Source organism: Amycolatopsis sp. La24, assembly GCF_029087445.1.
GTDB classification, from domain to species: domain Bacteria; phylum Actinomycetota; class Actinomycetes; order Mycobacteriales; family Pseudonocardiaceae; genus Amycolatopsis; species Amycolatopsis nivea.
Genome location: NZ_JARACH010000021.1, coordinates 102,058 through 118,341 on the forward strand (window position 1 = coordinate 102,058; position 16,284 = coordinate 118,341).

General features: G+C 68.5%; 16 protein-coding genes. 6 read left to right on the forward strand and 10 right to left on the reverse strand.

Annotated features, from left to right (window positions below):
- Positions 1–150: 150 nt before the first annotated feature.
- The 3 genes from PUT80_RS21270 to PUT80_RS21280 all read left to right on the forward strand — a co-directional run bounded on the left by PUT80_RS21270 (position 151) and on the right by PUT80_RS21280 (position 2,567).
- A complete protein-coding gene (locus PUT80_RS21270) occupies positions 151–531 on the forward strand; it encodes a hypothetical protein (RefSeq protein WP_275293221.1) in 381 nt (126 codons plus the stop codon).
- Complete coding sequence (locus PUT80_RS21275; protein ID WP_037816326.1) at positions 528–1,400, forward strand: LLM class F420-dependent oxidoreductase; 873 nt, start codon at positions 528–530, stop codon at positions 1,398–1,400. The genes PUT80_RS21270 and PUT80_RS21275 overlap by 4 nt, the downstream gene beginning before the upstream one ends.
- Before the next feature lie 189 nt (positions 1,401–1,589).
- Positions 1,590–2,567 (forward strand): hypothetical protein, encoded by a 978-nt coding sequence (locus PUT80_RS21280; RefSeq protein ID WP_238603424.1) that lies wholly within the window; start codon positions 1,590–1,592, stop codon positions 2,565–2,567.
- An 18-nt stretch (positions 2,568–2,585) separates the two neighbouring features.
- Here PUT80_RS21280 and PUT80_RS21285 read toward each other — a convergent pair whose 3' ends face one another.
- From PUT80_RS21285 to PUT80_RS21295, 3 genes are all read right to left on the reverse strand, one after another.
- Entirely contained in the window at positions 2,586–2,999 is a 414-nt protein-coding gene (locus PUT80_RS21285; protein ID WP_238603425.1) for a DUF2784 domain-containing protein, read from the reverse strand.
- A 137-nt stretch (positions 3,000–3,136) separates the two neighbouring features.
- Complete coding sequence (locus PUT80_RS21290; protein ID WP_238603426.1) at positions 3,137–4,639, reverse strand: lipopolysaccharide biosynthesis protein; 1,503 nt, start codon at positions 4,637–4,639, stop codon at positions 3,137–3,139.
- Entirely contained in the window at positions 4,636–5,571 is a 936-nt protein-coding gene (locus PUT80_RS21295; RefSeq protein WP_275293222.1) for a glycosyltransferase family 2 protein, read from the reverse strand. The genes PUT80_RS21290 and PUT80_RS21295 overlap by 4 nt, the downstream gene beginning before the upstream one ends.
- 188 nt (positions 5,572–5,759) lie before the next feature.
- On the opposite strand from PUT80_RS21295, the gene PUT80_RS21300 reads away from it, so the two are divergent.
- Positions 5,760–6,959, forward strand: a complete 1,200-nt coding sequence (locus PUT80_RS21300) for an acyltransferase (RefSeq protein ID WP_275293223.1) — start codon at positions 5,760–5,762, stop codon at positions 6,957–6,959.
- On the opposite strand, the gene PUT80_RS21305 is transcribed toward PUT80_RS21300, so the two are convergent.
- Both PUT80_RS21305 and PUT80_RS21310 read right to left on the reverse strand, forming a co-directional pair.
- On the reverse strand, positions 6,881–7,711 hold the full coding sequence (locus PUT80_RS21305; protein WP_275293224.1) for a hypothetical protein: 831 nt from the start codon (positions 7,709–7,711) through the stop codon (positions 6,881–6,883). The genes PUT80_RS21300 and PUT80_RS21305 overlap by 79 nt on opposite strands.
- 71 nt (positions 7,712–7,782) lie before the next feature.
- On the reverse strand, positions 7,783–8,799 hold the full coding sequence (locus PUT80_RS21310) for a right-handed parallel beta-helix repeat-containing protein (protein ID WP_275293225.1): 1,017 nt from the start codon (positions 8,797–8,799) through the stop codon (positions 7,783–7,785).
- Positions 8,800–9,073: 274 nt separating this feature from the next.
- Between PUT80_RS21310 and PUT80_RS21315 the strand changes: the two genes are divergently transcribed.
- A complete protein-coding gene (locus PUT80_RS21315) occupies positions 9,074–9,889 on the forward strand; it encodes a glycosyltransferase (protein ID WP_275293226.1) in 816 nt (271 codons plus the stop codon).
- A 5-nt stretch (positions 9,890–9,894) separates the two neighbouring features.
- Here the strand turns inward: PUT80_RS21315 and PUT80_RS21320 are convergent, their stop codons facing one another.
- Together PUT80_RS21320 and PUT80_RS21325 are read right to left on the reverse strand one after the other, a co-directional pair.
- On the reverse strand, positions 9,895–11,421 hold the full coding sequence (locus tag PUT80_RS21320; protein ID WP_275293227.1) for an O-antigen ligase family protein: 1,527 nt from the start codon (positions 11,419–11,421) through the stop codon (positions 9,895–9,897).
- Positions 11,418–12,263 (reverse strand): hypothetical protein, encoded by an 846-nt coding sequence (locus PUT80_RS21325; protein WP_275293228.1) that lies wholly within the window; start codon positions 12,261–12,263, stop codon positions 11,418–11,420. Before PUT80_RS21325 ends, PUT80_RS21320 begins: the two co-directional genes overlap by 4 nt.
- 78 nt (positions 12,264–12,341) lie before the next feature.
- Between PUT80_RS21325 and PUT80_RS21330 the strand changes: the two genes are divergently transcribed.
- Entirely contained in the window at positions 12,342–13,496 is a 1,155-nt protein-coding gene (locus PUT80_RS21330; RefSeq protein WP_275293229.1) for a glycosyltransferase, read from the forward strand.
- Positions 13,497–13,501: 5 nt separating this feature from the next.
- Here PUT80_RS21330 and PUT80_RS21335 read toward each other — a convergent pair whose 3' ends face one another.
- From PUT80_RS21335 to PUT80_RS21345, 3 genes are read right to left on the reverse strand one after another with little or no spacing between them, the layout of a single operon-like run.
- A complete protein-coding gene (locus tag PUT80_RS21335) occupies positions 13,502–14,215 on the reverse strand; it encodes a polysaccharide deacetylase family protein (protein WP_238603435.1) in 714 nt (237 codons plus the stop codon).
- Positions 14,212–15,147 carry a glycosyltransferase family 2 protein gene (locus PUT80_RS21340; protein ID WP_275293230.1) on the reverse strand — a complete coding sequence of 312 codons (936 nt, stop codon included), beginning with the start codon at positions 15,145–15,147 and terminating at the stop codon, positions 14,212–14,214. Before PUT80_RS21340 ends, PUT80_RS21335 begins: the two co-directional genes overlap by 4 nt.
- On the reverse strand, positions 15,144–16,280 hold the full coding sequence (locus PUT80_RS21345) for a class I SAM-dependent methyltransferase (protein WP_275293231.1): 1,137 nt from the start codon (positions 16,278–16,280) through the stop codon (positions 15,144–15,146). Before PUT80_RS21345 ends, PUT80_RS21340 begins: the two co-directional genes overlap by 4 nt.
- Positions 16,281–16,284 lie beyond the last annotated feature (4 nt).

Here is a 16,284-nt window from a genome sequence, read left to right on the forward strand (position 1 = left end):
GTGCGAAGTTGTTCACGTACACCGCTGGCGCGATCCAGCAGGCCCGGAGCCGGATCGAACGAGGAAGAAGCCCGCGGTCTCGGCTTCCCATTTCCGTCCACCTCGGAACGGTTCGAGCTGCTCGAAGAGAACCTTCAGTATGTCCGGCAAGTGTGGGGTGAGGACGAAAAACCGTTCTCCAGCAAGCATTTCACCGCCGAACGATTGCTCAACAGTCCGCCGCGGCTCGTCGCGAAGTACGGCGACTTCTGCAACATCGGCAACGGCCCGGATCTCGAACGGAAGCTCGACGTGCTCAAGCGGCACTGCGAAACCGAGGGCCGCGACTACGCCGAGATCGCCAAGACCGTTTACCACTACCTGGACATCGGTCCGTCCGGGGAGAAAACCGGCGAATTTCTCGCCGAGGTGCGGCGGCTGCACCGGCTCGGCGTGCACGCTGTGATCGGCCCGCTTCCCGGCGGCCTGGATCGGGACCGGATCGAGATTTTCGCGCAAGACATCATTCCGGCGGTTAAGGAGTTGGCATGAAACTCGGGTTGCACCTGGCTCAGCAGACCTGGCCGAACGGCCCGGCGGCGCTCGGCGCGGACCTGGCGCGGGTGGCGCGGACGGCGGACGAGGCCGGGTTCGAATACCTGTCGGTGATGGACCATTTCTTCCAGATTTCGAGCTACGGCCCGCCCGAGCACGAAATGCTGGAAGCCTGGACCACGCTCGGCTTCCTGGCCGCGCACACCGAGCGCGTCAAGCTGCTCACGCTCGTCACCGGCGTCATCTACCGCCACCCCGGGCTGCTCGCGAAGGCAGCGACGACGCTCGACGTGCTGTCCGGCGGGCGGGCGATCCTCGGCATCGGGGCAGGCTGGAACGAGGAGGAATCCCGCGCGCTCGGATTCCGGTTCCCGCCGATGAAGGAGCGGTTCGAACAACTCGAGGACGCGCTCCGGTACGTCCACCAGATGTGGTCGGACAGCGACGAACCGTTCACCGGAACGCATTTCAGCGGCGAGCGGCTGCTCAACAGCCCGCAGCCGATCCAGCGTCCGCATCCGCCGATCATGATCGGGGGCAGCGGCGAGAAGAAGACCCTGCGGTTCGTCGCGCAATACGGCGACATCTGCAATTTGCTGCCCAACGCGGACCTTCCGCGCAAACTGGAGGTCCTGAAGCAGCACTGCGAGGACGTCGGCCGCGACTACTCCGAGATCACGAAAACCGCTTCGCTGCGGCTCGACACCGGCGAAAACGGCGAGAAAACCGGGGAACTGCTGGACGAACTCGGCCGGCTGTCGGAGCTCGGGTTCACCGTCGCGACCGGCTGGGCACACGGCGTGCCGGACCCGGCGGTGCTCGAACGGTTCGCCACCGAAGTGATCCCGGCGGCGGAAAAACTGTGATCCGGCGGTGCCGGGTGGCCGTCGCGTCGCCCGGCACCCGCTCCGCCGGACAGCCGGAAAACTGATAACCGTAACGAAATCAGGGCGCAGCAACGACATCTCGGACGACCGCTCGGCGCATCCAGGGAGAAACCAATGCCCGCCAGCAGACCGTCCCGTCCTGTTCTGCACACCGGAGAGCGTGTGCGAGTGCGCAGTGCCGAGGAAATCCTCGCGACCCTGGACCAGAACGGCACGATCGACGGACTTCCGCTGATGCCGGAAACACTGCGGTTCGCCGGGCGGGAGCTGCCAGTGCACCTGAGCGCGCACAAAACCTGCGACACCATCAACCACAAGGGCACCAGCCGTCGCATGGACCGTGCGGTGCACCTCGCGGGTGCGCGGTGCGACGGCCAAGCGCACGGCGGCTGCCAGGCCGGATGCCAGCTGTTCTTCAAGGAAGAGTGGCTCGAACGGCTCGACGGCAGCCCCATCCGTCCGGAACGGCCCCGCACCGGAACCATTCCGCTGCCGCTCGAGGTCGTCGAATCCGGCACCCGGGCCGGCACTGACGCCGACGGCGAACCGCTCTACCGCTGCCAGGCCACCGAACTCGTGCGTGCGACGTCGTACCTGCCCGTGCAGGATTGGCGACAGTACGTCGACGACGTGCGGACCGGGAACGTGCCGCTCGGCTCGACTCTCCGAAGCCTGGCGATCTCCGCGTTCAACAACTTCCAGAAACTGTGCCGCAAACTCCCGCCGCGGCTGCGGATCCGCGGCGGCTCGTACTACCCGTTCTACCGCGGCACCGGGGCGGCGAAACAGGCACCCGCCGACCTCGACCTCCAGCCGGGCGAACTGGTCGAGGTCAAGAGCAAGGACGAAATCATGGCGGCGCTCGGCCCGAACAACCGCAACCGCGGCCTGTGGTTCGACGCGGAGATGCTGCCGTACGCGGGCCGCCGAGGCAGAGTGCTCGGGAAGGTCGAGAAGATCGTCGACGAGGTCACCGGCAAGATGCTGAAGCTGCGCGATTGCGTGGTCATCGACCAGGTCAACTGCGCCGGGCAGTTCAACCGGTACTGCCCGCGCTCGGACTACATCTACTGGCGCGAGGCGTGGCTGCGGCGAGTGCCGGAAAAGAGCCGGACAGCTGACAGCTCGGACAGCGCGAAGGTGTGACCGCCCGACCGGTCCCTGCTAGTTGACCGGGAGCCGCGACGAGTTCGGCGGCGCGGAGTCGAGCAACCGGCGAACCGCCCTCCTGCGATGTGCGTACCACCAGGCGCCGAGCCAGCTGACCACGACCAGCAATCCGATCACGGCGCGAAAACGGTTGACGTGGTGCGGGTCGTAGAGCACACCTGCGAGATAGGTCTCTACGAAGCCTTGGGTGTAGGGCAGCAGGCCGCCGGCCTGGCGCAGCCCGTTTTCCGCTTCGGTAAGCGGGCAGGCGAGCGGAAAAATCGAACTGACAATCGCCCACGCCACCAGCGGAATGTGCGCGAACAACGCACCCGGCCATTTCCACGCCGCGAATCCACCGAAAATCAGGTAGCCGAGCACTAAGAAGTGCACGCCCAGCAGGATGTAAGCCAGCAGCTGTGCGGCCAAGGGTTTCCTCCCTCCGCTCACCGGGTTGCCCCCGGTTCTCCACTCCGTTGCCGAGACTCGGCAACGGGCAGGCGACATTCGGGAAATCGCACCGGGGACACGGATCGTTTCCGCATTCCCCCGATCGTGACCTCGGATCAGCTGTTTTTCAGCAGTTTTCCAGTCGACAGCATGCGCGCCGCGAACAGGCCCTCGCGGAATGCCCCGGGGAAGAACAGCCGCAGGAACCCGAGGTAACCGGCCAGCACCACGGCCAGTCCGGCGACGAGCGTCACGATCGCCGGGACCCCGTGCTGGCGCAAGACGATGTGCACCACCCACGCGGCCGCGACCGCGGGCATCGAGGAGATGAACGCGGGAAGGATGGTCAGGATCCAGGTGCCCAGCCCGAAGCCGGCGAGTTTGCCGATCGCACGCACGAGGAACGGCGTGATCACGACCGTCGCGATGGTGTAAGCCGTCGCCACCCCGGTCACGCCCCACGGGAGCCCCAGGAAGAACGCGGGGACCATCAGAGTGAGCGGAATCCAGGCCCAGCGGAGCGAGACGTCCGCACGGCCCAGCCCCATGAACACCGACCCTCCGGGCGTGGTGAGCGACTGCAGCACACCGGTGACCGCGAGCGCCGTCACCACCGGAGCCGAAGGCAGCCACTGTGCACCGAACACCGTCTCCACGAAGTCCGGGGCGAGCACGGCCACCCCGAGCATGCTGGGCAGTGCCACGAGCGCGATCACCCCGGTGATCCGGAGGAACACCGACCGCACCCGGGCTACGTCGTCCTGCACCTTCGCGAACACCGGGAACGCCACGCGGTTCGCCACGTTCCCCAGCAGGCTCACCGGAATCAGCATGATCCGGTACGGCACCGTGTAGTACGACAGCGCGGTCTGCCCGAGGAACCGGCTCACCACGACATTGTCGACGTTGCGCGCGGCGTAGCCGATCAGCTGCGCACCCACGAGCGGCAGGCCGAACACTCGCAGGTACTTCCACGCTTCCTTGTCCACCGCGATCTTCGGCAGGCCCGCGGCGGCGAACCAGAAAACCAGCACGATGAGGTCGGTGCCGACCTGCTGCACGACCAGTGCCCAATACCGCATGCCGAACTCGGCCGCGACCACGCCGATCGCACCGCCGAGCAGGGTGCCCGCGATCTCGGTGACCGCCATCGCGCGGAACCTCAGGTTCCGCTGCAGTTTCGCGGCGGCCACATTGGACACGCCCTTGAGGACCGGGCTGGCGGCGAGCGCGATCAGCACCGGGCCGAGGTCCGGCACGTCGAGAAAGCCCGCGATTTCGTCTGAGAACAGCACTGTTGCCCCGGCCATCGCGAGCCCGATCGCGGCCAGCGTCCAGAACGTGACCCCTTCGTCCTGCGGCCGCAGATCCGGCTTCTGCACGATGCTCGACGACAGACCGGCTTCGAGCAGCACCGCGGTAAGCGAGATGTACACCGTCGCGGCCGCCGCGACGCCGAAGTCCGTGGGACCCAGCAGCCGAGCCAGCACCACCGCGAAGCCGAGCCGCCCGAATTGGCGCACGATCATCGCCACGACAGTCCAGCGAGTGCCATTCGCCGCGGCTGCCGCCGTCGAGCGCGGCGGTGCGGGGGCGGGCTGCTCCGCGTGCGTCGTCACCGGCGGTTCCCCGCGCGTACCGCGAGCTTCGCGTACTCGTACCCGCCGCGAGCGACGGTGCGCAAGATCCGCCTCCAGTTCGTGCGCAGCCATCCGCGCATCTGCAGCAGGCAGCGGACCTTGTCGCGCGGGCTGATCCGGGACCGCAGCACCGCGAGCGCGTACTGGCGGCCGATGTTGAGCACTGGAAACGGGATCCGGCCGCGCCACTCTGGGTCGAGAATCAGGTATCGCGACCGTGCGGTGGGCGCCTGCCGCATGATGCGGCCGGGGTGTTCGCGGTGCAGGAACAGCTCTTCGTCGACCAACCGGATCGGCCCGTGCAAGGCGAGTTCGACGATCTCCAGGCGGTCGGCCGAATCGAACGACGCGTGCAGCGACGTCAGTGCGAGCAGATCCCGGTTCACGACGCCGAACCATGCGAAGCACATATGGTCGCGCTGGGTCAGGTCGCGGAACCGCACCGCGACGTCCGGGTGTTCGGCTCGCAAGTGTTCGTCCCAGCGGTGCGTGCGGTTGCCGTCGACGTCGATGTCCACCGCGACGGTGTGCGCGCACGACGCCTCCGGGTGCGCGCGCAGTTCCTCCAGACACCGGCTGAAGTAGGTGGGCAGGTAGACGTTGTCGCCATGCACCCACGCGAAATAGTCGCCGTCGGTGTGGTGAAAACCGTAGTTGTGATTGCGCGCCGCGCCGAGGTTGCGATCGTGCCGGACGTACGAAATGCGCGAATCGAGCGCGCAGTACTCCTTCGCGATCGCTTCGGTGCCGTCGGACGAAGCGTTGTCGCAGATCAACAACTGCCAGTCGGCGAGATCCTGGGCACAAATGCTGTCGAGCGCCTGGGCGAGGAACCGTTCGCCGTTGTAGATCGGCATCGCCAGCGACAACAACGGTCTGCGTCCTCCGACTGCGCTTGCTCCGTACGCCATGCCTGCCCCTCCGCCGTTCTGACGCCGGGCGGCGGGTCCGGCCCGCGCACCTCATCGCCAACGGAATCGGAAACCGCCGATCGACGTTACGCGTACGGCACCGGTTGCGATGTACTGAGGACGGCATTGTTATTTCTCCGGCCCCGGGGTCACCGGGACAACGGAACCGGCTGCGGGGAGTTAGCGACATGACCGGCACCGAACCGGAGAAGACCGCGCGTGCCCGGCTCTCCGGGCTGGACGGCCTCCGCGGGATCGCCGCGCTGTTCGTCGTGCTGCACCACTGCCGGCTCTTCGCCTACCCCGGCTTCCCCGTCGACAACGGCCCGCCGTGGCTGTCTCCTCTGCTGTACGGGCATCTCGCGGTGGTCGTGTTCATTGTGCTGTCCGGGTTTTCCCTCGCTGCGGCTCCGGCACAGAGAGACTGGCGGCTGGGGCGCGTCCGTACCTTCCTCCGCCGGCGGGCATGGCGCATTTTGCCCGCATACTGGGCCGCGCTGCTGCTCAGCTTCCTGGTCGCGCGGTTCCTGGTGACCGAGACGCCGGATGTGGTTCCGACCGGAAAATCCTTGCTGGTTTTCGGTTTTCTGGTCCAGGACGCGGTGTCCGCGCCGAGCCCGAACAGTGCGTTCTGGTCCATCGCGGTGGAAGCTCAGCTTTACCTGGTTTTCCCGCTGCTGCTTGTGCTGCGGCGGCACGTCGGTGCGATCACGTTGATGGTGTGCGTGTGCACCGGCGTCATACTCATCCGGCTGCTGTCGGGACAAGTGCCGGTTTTCGCCTCGCTGCTCCACGCGACTCCGGAGTTCGCCGTGCTTTTCACGCTCGGTGCGGTCGCGGCCGGAGTTCTCGCTCCGGGAGCGCGGCATCGAGTCCCGTGGCCATGGCTGGCCCTCGGCGGCGGAGTGGGGATTGCCGGGCTGATCGCGGTGCTGGGCTCCGTGCGCACGGTCAGCAACTATTTCTGGATCGACTTGCTCGCCGCGTTCCCGACGGCGGCGCTGCTCGCCGGACTCGCACAAGGACGTCCCAGGGGTCTGGTGCGTCTCCTCGACACCGCACCGCTGCGGGCACTCGGGTCCTGTTCTTACAGCCTGTATCTGGTGCATGTGCCGATCGTTGCGGTGGTCAGCAGGCTGCTCATCGGACCGCATGTGCCCGCCGGGCTGCCCGCGTTCCTGCTCACGACTGTGATCGTCCTTCCCGTGGCGCTCGTCTTCGCCCGCGGTTTCGCGGCCGTGTTCGAACTGCCGTTCCAGCGGCACCGGTCCGCCGCGGCACTGCTCGCCGCAGCACGCGCGAGCCTGTCTCAGCGCGGCAGCGGCACCGGCGCGCCTCCCGCGAACACGTTGCCCGACGCGATGCGGACGTCGAATTCCGAAGGGTAGATCGGCCCGTATTTCGCGCCGGGCAGGAAAGTGTTGCCGGTGAAGACGACGTCCTTCAGCCGAGCGCCCTGCTGGCCTCCGACCGAATAGAACGTGTAGCCGCCACCGCCGAGAGTGTTGCCGGAGATGACGACAGGGCCCGCGTCGGGATGGTCTGGTCCGATGTCCGGGGAAAGGAACACCGCGGAGTTGGCCCCCTCGCCGGTGCCGATCTCGATACGGTTGTTCTTCACCACTACGTCGCCGACGTCTTCGGTGAGCTGCAGCCCGTCCGAGTGCGCGCCCGGCGAGGGGGCGAAGTCGTGGATCCACGAGTCGGTGATCGACGTGTGCGCGCCGAGTTTCGCGCCGTCGTTGGACATTCCCGTAATCTCGACCCGGATCGCCGACCAGTTTCCGTACGCGATCCCGGCGTCGGTGTAATCCCCGGTGATCAAGGTGTCCTCGATCCGGACCGAACCTTCGTTGCTGGTGCGGATTCCCCACGGCGTGCTGCCGTCACCGGTGAATTTACTGTTCCGTACCACCACTCCCGGCGCCGTGACGGTGAGCATGCCGCGCACATCGAGACCGCTCAGCACCATTCCCGGCCGGTCCGCGGTCAGCGAACCGGTCTGGGCCGGGCAGGGAGACGACCGGGCATCGGAGTCGGCGGCGGGTTCGCAGCGCTGAGCGGACACGGCCACGACGACGGCGGCTGCGGCCGCGGCAACCACCACCGCCGCGACCACAAGCACTTTCGCCGGTCGCACTATCGCGACGATACCCGGAACACGGTCCGGCCCGATGCTGCCGAGAGAGTGGTGCCGGGCCGGACCGCCGATCAGGACGGCATCTGCAGGGCGCTGCCGTCCGCGTACGTGTTGCCGGAGACCGTTTTCGCGACGAACTCGCTGGAGTACACCGGGCCGTACACTGCGTCCTTGACGAACTTGTTGTTCGTCACCGAAACGTTCTGCAACGTCGCTCCCTCGCGGCCGTTCACGCTGTAAAGCGTGTAACCGCCGCCGCCGAGCGTATTGCCGTCGATCGTGATCGGGCCGGCCGACGGGTTCTCGGCGCCGATGTCCGGGGACAGGAAAATCGCCGCGTTGCCGACCCGGGAGCCAAGGTCGATCTTGTTGTTCTTGATCACGATGTTGCCCACGTCCTCGACCAACTGCACACCGTCGCTGTGCGCACCGGCGGCGGGCTTGAAATCGTGGATCCAGGAATCGGTGAGCGATACGTTGTTGCCCAGTTTCGCTCCGTCGTTGCTCATTCCGGACAGGTCGATCCGGGTGGCGCTCCAGTTGTGGTAGCTGATCGCTTCGCTCTGGTAGTCGCCGGAGAACGTGGAGTCCTCGATCCGGACCGAGCCCTTGCCGGTGGTGCGCACCGCCCAGTCCTGGCCGCTGCCGGTGAACTTGCTGCGCTTGATCGTCACGTCGGGAGCCGACACGGTGATCGTGCCGCTCACGTTCAGCGCGTCGAGGACCTGGCCGGCCTGGTCGGCGGTCACGTCCTGGACGCTCTTCAGCGTGACGCCGGCCGGCACGCCGTACCCGCCGGCGGGCGCGGGCTGCGCGGACGTGGACTGAGCCGCGCTGGTGGCGGACGCCGACAGAGCGGCGGACGCGGCCGGAGTCGCGGGCTGTTCGGGGGACGAGGTTTGCGTGGGGACGGAAGACGGGGTGGCCGGGCGGAAGTGCCGGTCGGCGCCGTGGTGGCGGGTGTGCCACGACGCGTCGGCCACCGCCGCCGGGGACTGGCTGGCGAACCCCCCGCCGAGCTGGATCACCACGAAGGCGGCCGTGAGGACGGCGGCCATGAGACCCGCGGAAACAAGGATGCGGCGCAAGAGCGCCTCACCTCCAAGGTAAAGATCACAGAAATGCAATCGAGATCGTTTTGTGATGGAACGAGAGGGACTATGCACGGTTGCCCTCGGCAGTGCAAGGCATCGCCCGGTGACAGCCTGTGAAAACCGGCGCCGACCAGGGTGATTATTTACCAGAAATGACATCCGACACGGCCCGGGAATCGATCTTCCACTCTTTCCAGTGAAATAATCACCGAAATTTCCCGGGACGATCTTCTTCCGCCGCGGCGGTGACATTCCGTAAACTGCACCAGTGGACGTGGTCATCCCTGCGCACAATGAAGAGGCGTCGGTCGGCGCGGTGGTCCGAAAGCTGTGCCGGGAACCGCGTCGGCTGCGCTGCGTGGTCGTCGCGAACGGATCTTCCGACCGCACAGCGGAAATCGCCCGGGCAGCCGGTGGCGACCTCGTACTGGAGACCTCGCGCCCCGGCAAGGCACACGCGCTGAACCTCGGCGACGCGAGGTGCGTCACCTTTCCCCGCGCGTACGTGGACGCGGACATCGGCATCGACGCGGACGGATTGCTCCGGCTCGGCTCCGCTCTGGCGAAAACCGGTGCACTGCTTGCGGTCCCGGGTGTTCGCCTGCGCACCGAGGACGCGTCGTGGCTAGTCCGCCGGTACCTCGCGGCGTGGCAGCAACTGCCGGCGGTCCGGACGAACGGCGCGGGCCGCGGCGTCTACGTGCTCTCGGAGGAGGGCCACACCCGGACGTTCCCGCTACCGGAGAATCTCATCGCCGACGACGGTTACGTAGAACGCCGGATCGGCCCGGCGCAGCGGGTGGTGGTCGGGGAGGTCGAGGTGACGGTGACGCCGGTGCGCACCATCGCGGCCATGGTCCGCAGGCGGATCCGCGTCGTCGCGGGAAATCGGCAGCTCGCCGAACTGGGCCTGCCCGCAGCCAGCGGTGCCGCCGGAGTGGGCGCGCTGACCCGCCTGGTGCGCGAGCGGAAGGTGCGGCTGCTCGACGCGGCGGTGTTCGCCGGGGTGAGTCTCGTCGTGCGCGGGCTGGACGCGATCCGCCGCGCCCGCCGCCAGCGGGTCGCGTGGGGAACCACTCGCTGAGAGCCTCAGACCGGATGCCAGGTCTGGTTCGCCAGCCTGCTGATCCACGAGGGCGGCTGCCGCTGCGCGTCCGGCACGTCGCGAACCGACACCCGCCACAGCGCCGCGGCGCATCCGATCAGCAGGTGCGTCGTGATGAACATGATCGCGAAACCGAACGCGTCGAAGGTGAACGCCGCGACCGCGGCGGCGGCGATCGAACCGGCCAGCGCCTGGCCCATGCCTCGCGCGTCGGCGCTCGGCGCGCTTCGATGCACCCGCCGCGCGAGCGAGTAGCCCGTCCCGAACAGAGCCAAGCCCACGGCCAGTCCCACGACGCCGACCGTGACGAGTTCGTACAGATATTCGTTGTCCAGCACGCGGTACAGCTTCGGCACGTAGGTGCCGGGCCCGATGCCGAAGAACGGGTGGTGCTGCCACAGCCCGAACACCGCGGCGTAGTCGTCGGTCCTGCCCTGGATGCTCGGATCGGTGCCCGCGTTCGTGAACAGGCCCTTGATGCTCGTCAGCAGACCCGGCGCGCCCGCCTGTACCGCGACGAATCCGGCGATCGCGAACGGCAGCAGGTTCAGCAACGCCCGCAGCCGCACGGACCCCAGGTAGACGAGCAGCGCCACCCCGGTGGCGAGGATCGCCGACCGGCCGATGGACAGCGGGATCCCGCCGGCGATCATCGCCACGATCGTCCAGCGCGCGGGTTTGTGGCGTTGCGCGGTCAGCGCGAGGTGCAGCGCGAGCGGCAGCGCCATGCTCAGCACCACGCCGTATTCGATCGGGTGGGTCGCAAGCCCGGCGACCCGGTTGAAGCCGTCGCGGCTTTGGACGAAGTCCGCCGTCGATTCGTGCACGGTGAGTCCCGGCACGCGGATCATCTTCGACAGATCGACGATGTCGAAGAACTGCAGTGCCGCGACGAAGGCGAGCACCGCCGCCCCCATGGTCACCCGCGTCAGCACCCGGCGCACCGCGCGGATGTCGCGCAGCGTGTCCGCGGTGTACAAAAGCACGCCGATGGCACTCAACTCGCCGAGCAGTCCGGAGTTCGCTCCGGACGCTTCGAGCGCGCTGAGCCCGCGGATCTGTCCAGCCGCATAGCTCGCCAACTGGCTCACCACCGCCAACAGCACCAGGACCCGCAACGGCTGGAAGCGGCGGTCCGTGCCGAGGTCCGGCGCGAGCCGCAGGAAGAACCAGATCAGGAACAGCCCGGTCGCCAGCAGCCCGCTCGGCACGCCAGCCTGGCCGAGCGGGGCGATCACCAGGTTCGCCGGCAGCAAAAACGTCAGCGCGAGGAGGAGGGTCAGCCCGGTCACCTCGTCCTTGGGCGAGAACGCGTACCCGATCAGCAGTGCCGTGACGGCGAGGGCCAGAAACGTCAAATCCGGCACGAATACCTCGGCGACCGTCGCCAGCGCTCCGCCGCCGAGCGCGGCGGTGGCCAGCCACGGGTGCTTGTCGATGCGCCGTTCGATCGGGATGAACTCGCCGAGGCCCAGCCGGGCGCGCAGGCCGGAGCGCGGAAGGCCGCTCACTGTGCCCGTTCGGTTTCGGGAACGTCACCGCGCGCCCCCGACCGGGCGACCGTGCCGTTCACCCCGACCGGGCGGAACTGGCGGGTCGGCTGGTCGGACAGCGGTGTCGCGGTGCGTTCCGGCCTGGACGCGCTTTTCTCCTCCGGCCATTCGATCCGCCGGTCGTCGACGCCCGCGGCGTCGTCCGGCGGAGGACCGGCGGCGGGGTCAGCCGTCGCGGCGGTGGCGGACGCGGCGGCACGGACCGAGCGCCGGCGCAGCAGGTAGTCCACATACACCGACGATCCGAGCGCCAGCACCACACCGATGGCGAGCGCGGCGAGCAGCACCTTGGTGCGGCTGCCGCTCGAGATCGCGGCTTCCTTGGGCTGCAGCGCGTCGTCGACGGTCACCCGGAACTGGGCAGGGATCTGCTTGACGTCCTGCAGCGCCTGCATCCGCCGATCGAGTTCCTTCCACAGCAGGCTGTAGGTGCTGAGCGAGCTTTGCGCGGTCTTCCCGGTGATGGTGATCAGCAGCAGCGGACGGCCACTGTCCACATTGATCACATAGTCCGGGCTGCCACCCGCCTTCCCGACCACGTCGCGCACGTCCGGCGAATCCGCGATCGAACCCATCACCGACGCGGCGGTCCGGGTGTCGAAGTACGGGTTGCCCGCCAGCCGCGCGGCCGCGGCTTCGTCTTGCGCGTACGGGATGTTCACGACGAGGACGCCGTTGACCGAATAACTCGGCGCGACCTGGCTCGCGGCGAGGAACCCCAGTAGGCCCGTCGCGACCAGAGCGGCGGCAAGGACGTACCACCGCCGGAACGCGATCCGGAAAATCCCGAAGAGGTCCATTGACCCGCCCTTCGCCTGGCCGTCAGGATGGGTCTCCCCCGGCCCCTCGAGTAGTGAATCGACAAAGGCGGTCCGAACGTGACAGATCAAGGGTCACCGTCTGGTGTCGCGTCTCCGCAACGAGGACAATCCGGCCGGATCTCACTCGGGTTCGCCTGCGCGTGGGACGACCCGCCACAGCCGACCTGGTCTTACACGCCTTGGTATTTGCGAGCCGCGTTGCGCGAGCGGGCCGACGTGCGCGACGTCGGCCTCACCTGGGCGCGCCCGGCGCGGACGGCGCTGAAAGTACTCGCCGCGCACCGCCACGAGGGACGCTGGGCAAGCGGCTGGAAACACCATCCGCTCACCCAAGGGCTCGCCGGAAGGCGGTTGCGGCGGTCGGCCGCGGACTGTGACGCGGTACTGCAGATCGGCGACCTCGCGCGGCTGCGCACGCCGTACCTCGTCTACCAGGACCTGAGTTTCGATCTGCTGCGCGAAGAACGCCGGCTGCGGCATTTTCCGCACTTGAACGCGCGCCGGCTCGCACAGCTGCGCGAGCGGCAACTGGAGATCTACGCGGAGGCGGCCGGGGTGCTGGCGATGAGCGAATGGCTCGCCGGGCACCTGATCCGGGTGACCGGTCTGCCCGCGGAGCGGGTCCACGTCGTCAATCCGGGCTGCAACGCTCTCCCCGAGTCCGCGCCGACGGTTCCCGAGCGCGCTGGCCCGCCGCGCCTGTTGTTCGTCGGAAAGGACTTCACCAGCAAAGCGGGACCGGAAGTGCTGGCAGCGTGGGAAATTCTCCGACGCGAGTCGGATCCGCGGATCGAATTGACGATCGTCGGGCCCGTCGCGTGGCCGCTGCCGGGGCCGGTCCCAGACGGTGTGCGGTTCCTCGGCAGGATCCCGCTCGACCAGGTGGCGGCGCTCTACCACCAGCACGACCTTTTCGTGATGCCAAGCCACTTCGAGGGGTACGGGATCGCGTTCGTCGAGGCGTTGGCGCACGGTATCCCGTGCGTTGGCCGCGACCGGTGTGCGATGCCGGAGATCATCCGCCCCGGAGACAACGGCGGTCTCGTGTCGACCGACGACCCGGCGGAACTCGCCGCCCTGATCGCCGACCTGCTGGCAGACGAAAGCGTCCGCGCCCGCACGGTGCAGCAGGCTCCCGAAGTGCTGGCACACGCCACCTGGGGGCGCGCGGCGGAGGAAATCCTCGCTGTGGCAGCCAAAATCCTCAGCTGAGCACCTCACCGCCGAAACCACGCCCACCGCTCCGCGGTGCCCGTTCGCATCGCCGCCTCCAGCGAAACCCCCCGCAGTCCGCGCTCCGCCAGCGCGTCAAGCACGGCGGACGCCAACGCTCCGCGGTCGAACGTCGGCGCCGGAGCACCGGAAGGATCGCCGGGGTCGTCACCGTAACCATCGTGTGCGAGAAGGATCGCTCCGCGCTTCATGCCTTCCATCGCGCGTGCGGCCAGAACCGGCACTGGTTCGTCGAGCCAGTCCCACGCGGTCGGGCCCCAGAGGACCGGCTCCAGACCAGTGCGCCGGACAGCCCGCCACGTCGCCGGGGTTTGCGCGCCGTACGGCGGACGAAACCAGCGCACCGGTGTGCCGAGGGCGTCCTCCAGCACCCGGCGGGCAGTCGCGACCCGCGTCCCGACCTCGCGCGCACCGAACCGTGTCAGCCGGGAATGATCGAGACCGTGCAACGCGATCTCGTGACCCTCCGCGACTGTTTCCGCGAGTAGCGTGCGGTATTTCCCGACCCGCTCCGTCAGTACGAAAAACGTCGCGCTCGCACCCCTCGCCGCCAAGGCGGAAAGAACGCGCTCGGTACCGACCGGATCCGGCCCGTCGTCGAAGGTCAGGACCGCGTGTGCTTCCTCGGTCCGGACCGCGCGCACCGAACCCGCCCAGGTAGTGCCTGCGCGCACCGCCGCCCGGAGCACGGATCTCACGACGACACCCGGGTGCCCGGCCACCCGGACTCCCACTGGGCTCGCCGCTGCCACACCAGAGCCCAGCGCGAACGCCGACGCAGCACCCGTTCCGCGAGCGCTCGCACGGCGACGCCGAACCGCATCATGAAGAGACCGTACCGTCGCCAACGGCCGAGATGCCGCTGGACGACGCCGGCCCGCCCGGCCAGAACCAGCACGTCACGGCTGGCGACATCGCCGGCCGAAGAAGCGCCGACGTCGTGCACGACCTCGCAGCTCGGCGTGATCGACGGCCGGCAGCCCAGATCGCGGGCGCGCCGGCACAGATCCTGATCCTCGCCGTAGATGTGGAACGCCTCGTCGAGGCCGTCGAGCCGGTCCCACAGCTCCCGGCTGAGCAGCATCAGTCCGCCGGAGACGACGTCGACGTGCCGCACGGAATTCCGTGCCCAGCCGCCGAGCGATTCCGGGTCGAAAATCCGGGACCCGCGCAAGAGCACGGCAAGCCCGAGAGCCGAGCAGGTCAAGCTCCACGGGGTGATCCGGCCGAAGCAGCTGCGCGGCTCCAGCCGCCCGGTCACGTCCAGCGTGCGCCCGCCGGCGATCCCGTCGGCGGGATTCGCCCGCAAGTGCGCGACCAGCGCGTCGATGGCCCCCGGCTTCGGCTCGGCGTCCGGATTGAGCAGCAGCAGATAGCGGCCGGACGCGCGTTCCGCGGCCCGATTCACGCCGTAAGCGAATCCGGTGTTGCGGCCCAGCCGCTTGACCGTGCCCGATCCGGCCACGTCGTCGACGATGTCCGCCACCCCGTCGGTCGACCCGTTGTCGCTCACCAGGATCTCGAACGGCATCGACGGAGCCGCCGGTCCGGTCAGCGCCCGCAGCGTGCGTTCAGCGTGTGCCGCGGCGTTGTAGGTGACCATCAGCACCGACAGTTCGACCCCGCTCATGCGCGTCCCGCCAGCACGTCGTCCACGCGGACCCACCTTCCGCCGCACTCCTCGACCTCCGGCACGCTGTGCCGGACCTCGTCCAGGAGATGCGGCAGCAGAAGCAGCACATCAGCGGGTTGGCCCCGGCGAAGGTAAGCGGGGGCGATCACCGGAATCCGCGTGCCCGGCATTCGCCTCCCCTGTTTGCCCGGCGACGCGTCCGCGACCGCGAGCAGCAGGTCGTCGTCAATCCCGGCGTGGCACAGCAGCGGCACCGCCCGGGAAGCCGCGCCGTAGCCGATCACCCGGCGGCGGGCGAGCTTCCGGCCGACGAGCCACTCGCGCAACCGGGCCGCTTCGGTGTCGGCCCGTTTCTGCAGAGCACGCACCTCACCAGCGGACACCGCCGCACGCTCGGCTTCGATCAGCACACGCGTGTCGCGGTCCGGCTCCGGAGTTCGATTCGCGAGCGCCACCAGCGTGCCGCCCGCGAGCGGGCAGTTCCACGCCCGGTGCACGCCGAGGCCGTAGTGGCCCAGCGCCTCGTCCAACGCGGGCAGCGACCAATACGCGTGGTGCCCGTGCCGCAGTTCGTCCCACTGTCCCAGTCGCATTACGCTGGCCAGGCTGAACATCTGGAACACCAGCAGCCCGCCCGGCGCCAACCGGGCCGAGCGGCTGAGCAGCGCGTCGCTCTGGTTCGGTTCGTGCAGCATGCCGTAAATGTCGAAAACGAGATCGGCGCGTCCGTCCTCGGGGACAAGACCCCGGCTCCGCAATCTCGGCAGCCACGCACTGCCGTGCGGACTGCCGAATTCGGCCACCGTCTGCCCGGCGCGCAGCCGGCCTTCCGCGGCCAGCCGGTCGAGCACGTGCTCGGCCTGCTGCCGCATCGAACGCGGCTCCAGGCCGAGCACGGTTTCGGGCAGTCCGGGGTCTTCCGCCAGCTGCGCAAGACCGCACGCCGCGCACAGCCACATGCGCAGCGGATATCGCGGGTCAGGCCCGTCGTCGTCCGGTTCGGCGAACTGCTCGCAACCCGGCTGCAGGCCGAGATCGAGCACCACCTCGCCACGCGCGCCGCGGCAGTACCGGCACCGGACAGATTCCGCCGGGCCCGCGGTCAGCGGGTCCGCCACCGGGCTGGCCACCGCC

Excerpts from the sequence above, each read along its gene's own strand:
- PUT80_RS21275 (WP_037816326.1), top strand. The coding sequence starts at position 528 with ATGAAACTCGGGTTGCACCTGGCTCAGCAGACCTGGCCGAACGGCCCG.
- PUT80_RS21340 (WP_275293230.1), bottom strand. The coding sequence starts at position 15,147 with ATGAGCGGGGTCGAACTGTCGGTGCTGATGGTCACCTACAACGCCGCG.
- PUT80_RS21300 (WP_275293223.1), top strand. The coding sequence starts at position 5,760 with ATGACCGGCACCGAACCGGAGAAGACCGCGCGTGCCCGGCTCTCCGGG.
- PUT80_RS21325 (WP_275293228.1), bottom strand. The coding sequence starts at position 12,263 with ATGGACCTCTTCGGGATTTTCCGGATCGCGTTCCGGCGGTGGTACGTC.
- PUT80_RS21295 (WP_275293222.1), bottom strand. The coding sequence starts at position 5,571 with ATGGCGTACGGAGCAAGCGCAGTCGGAGGACGCAGACCGTTGTTGTCG.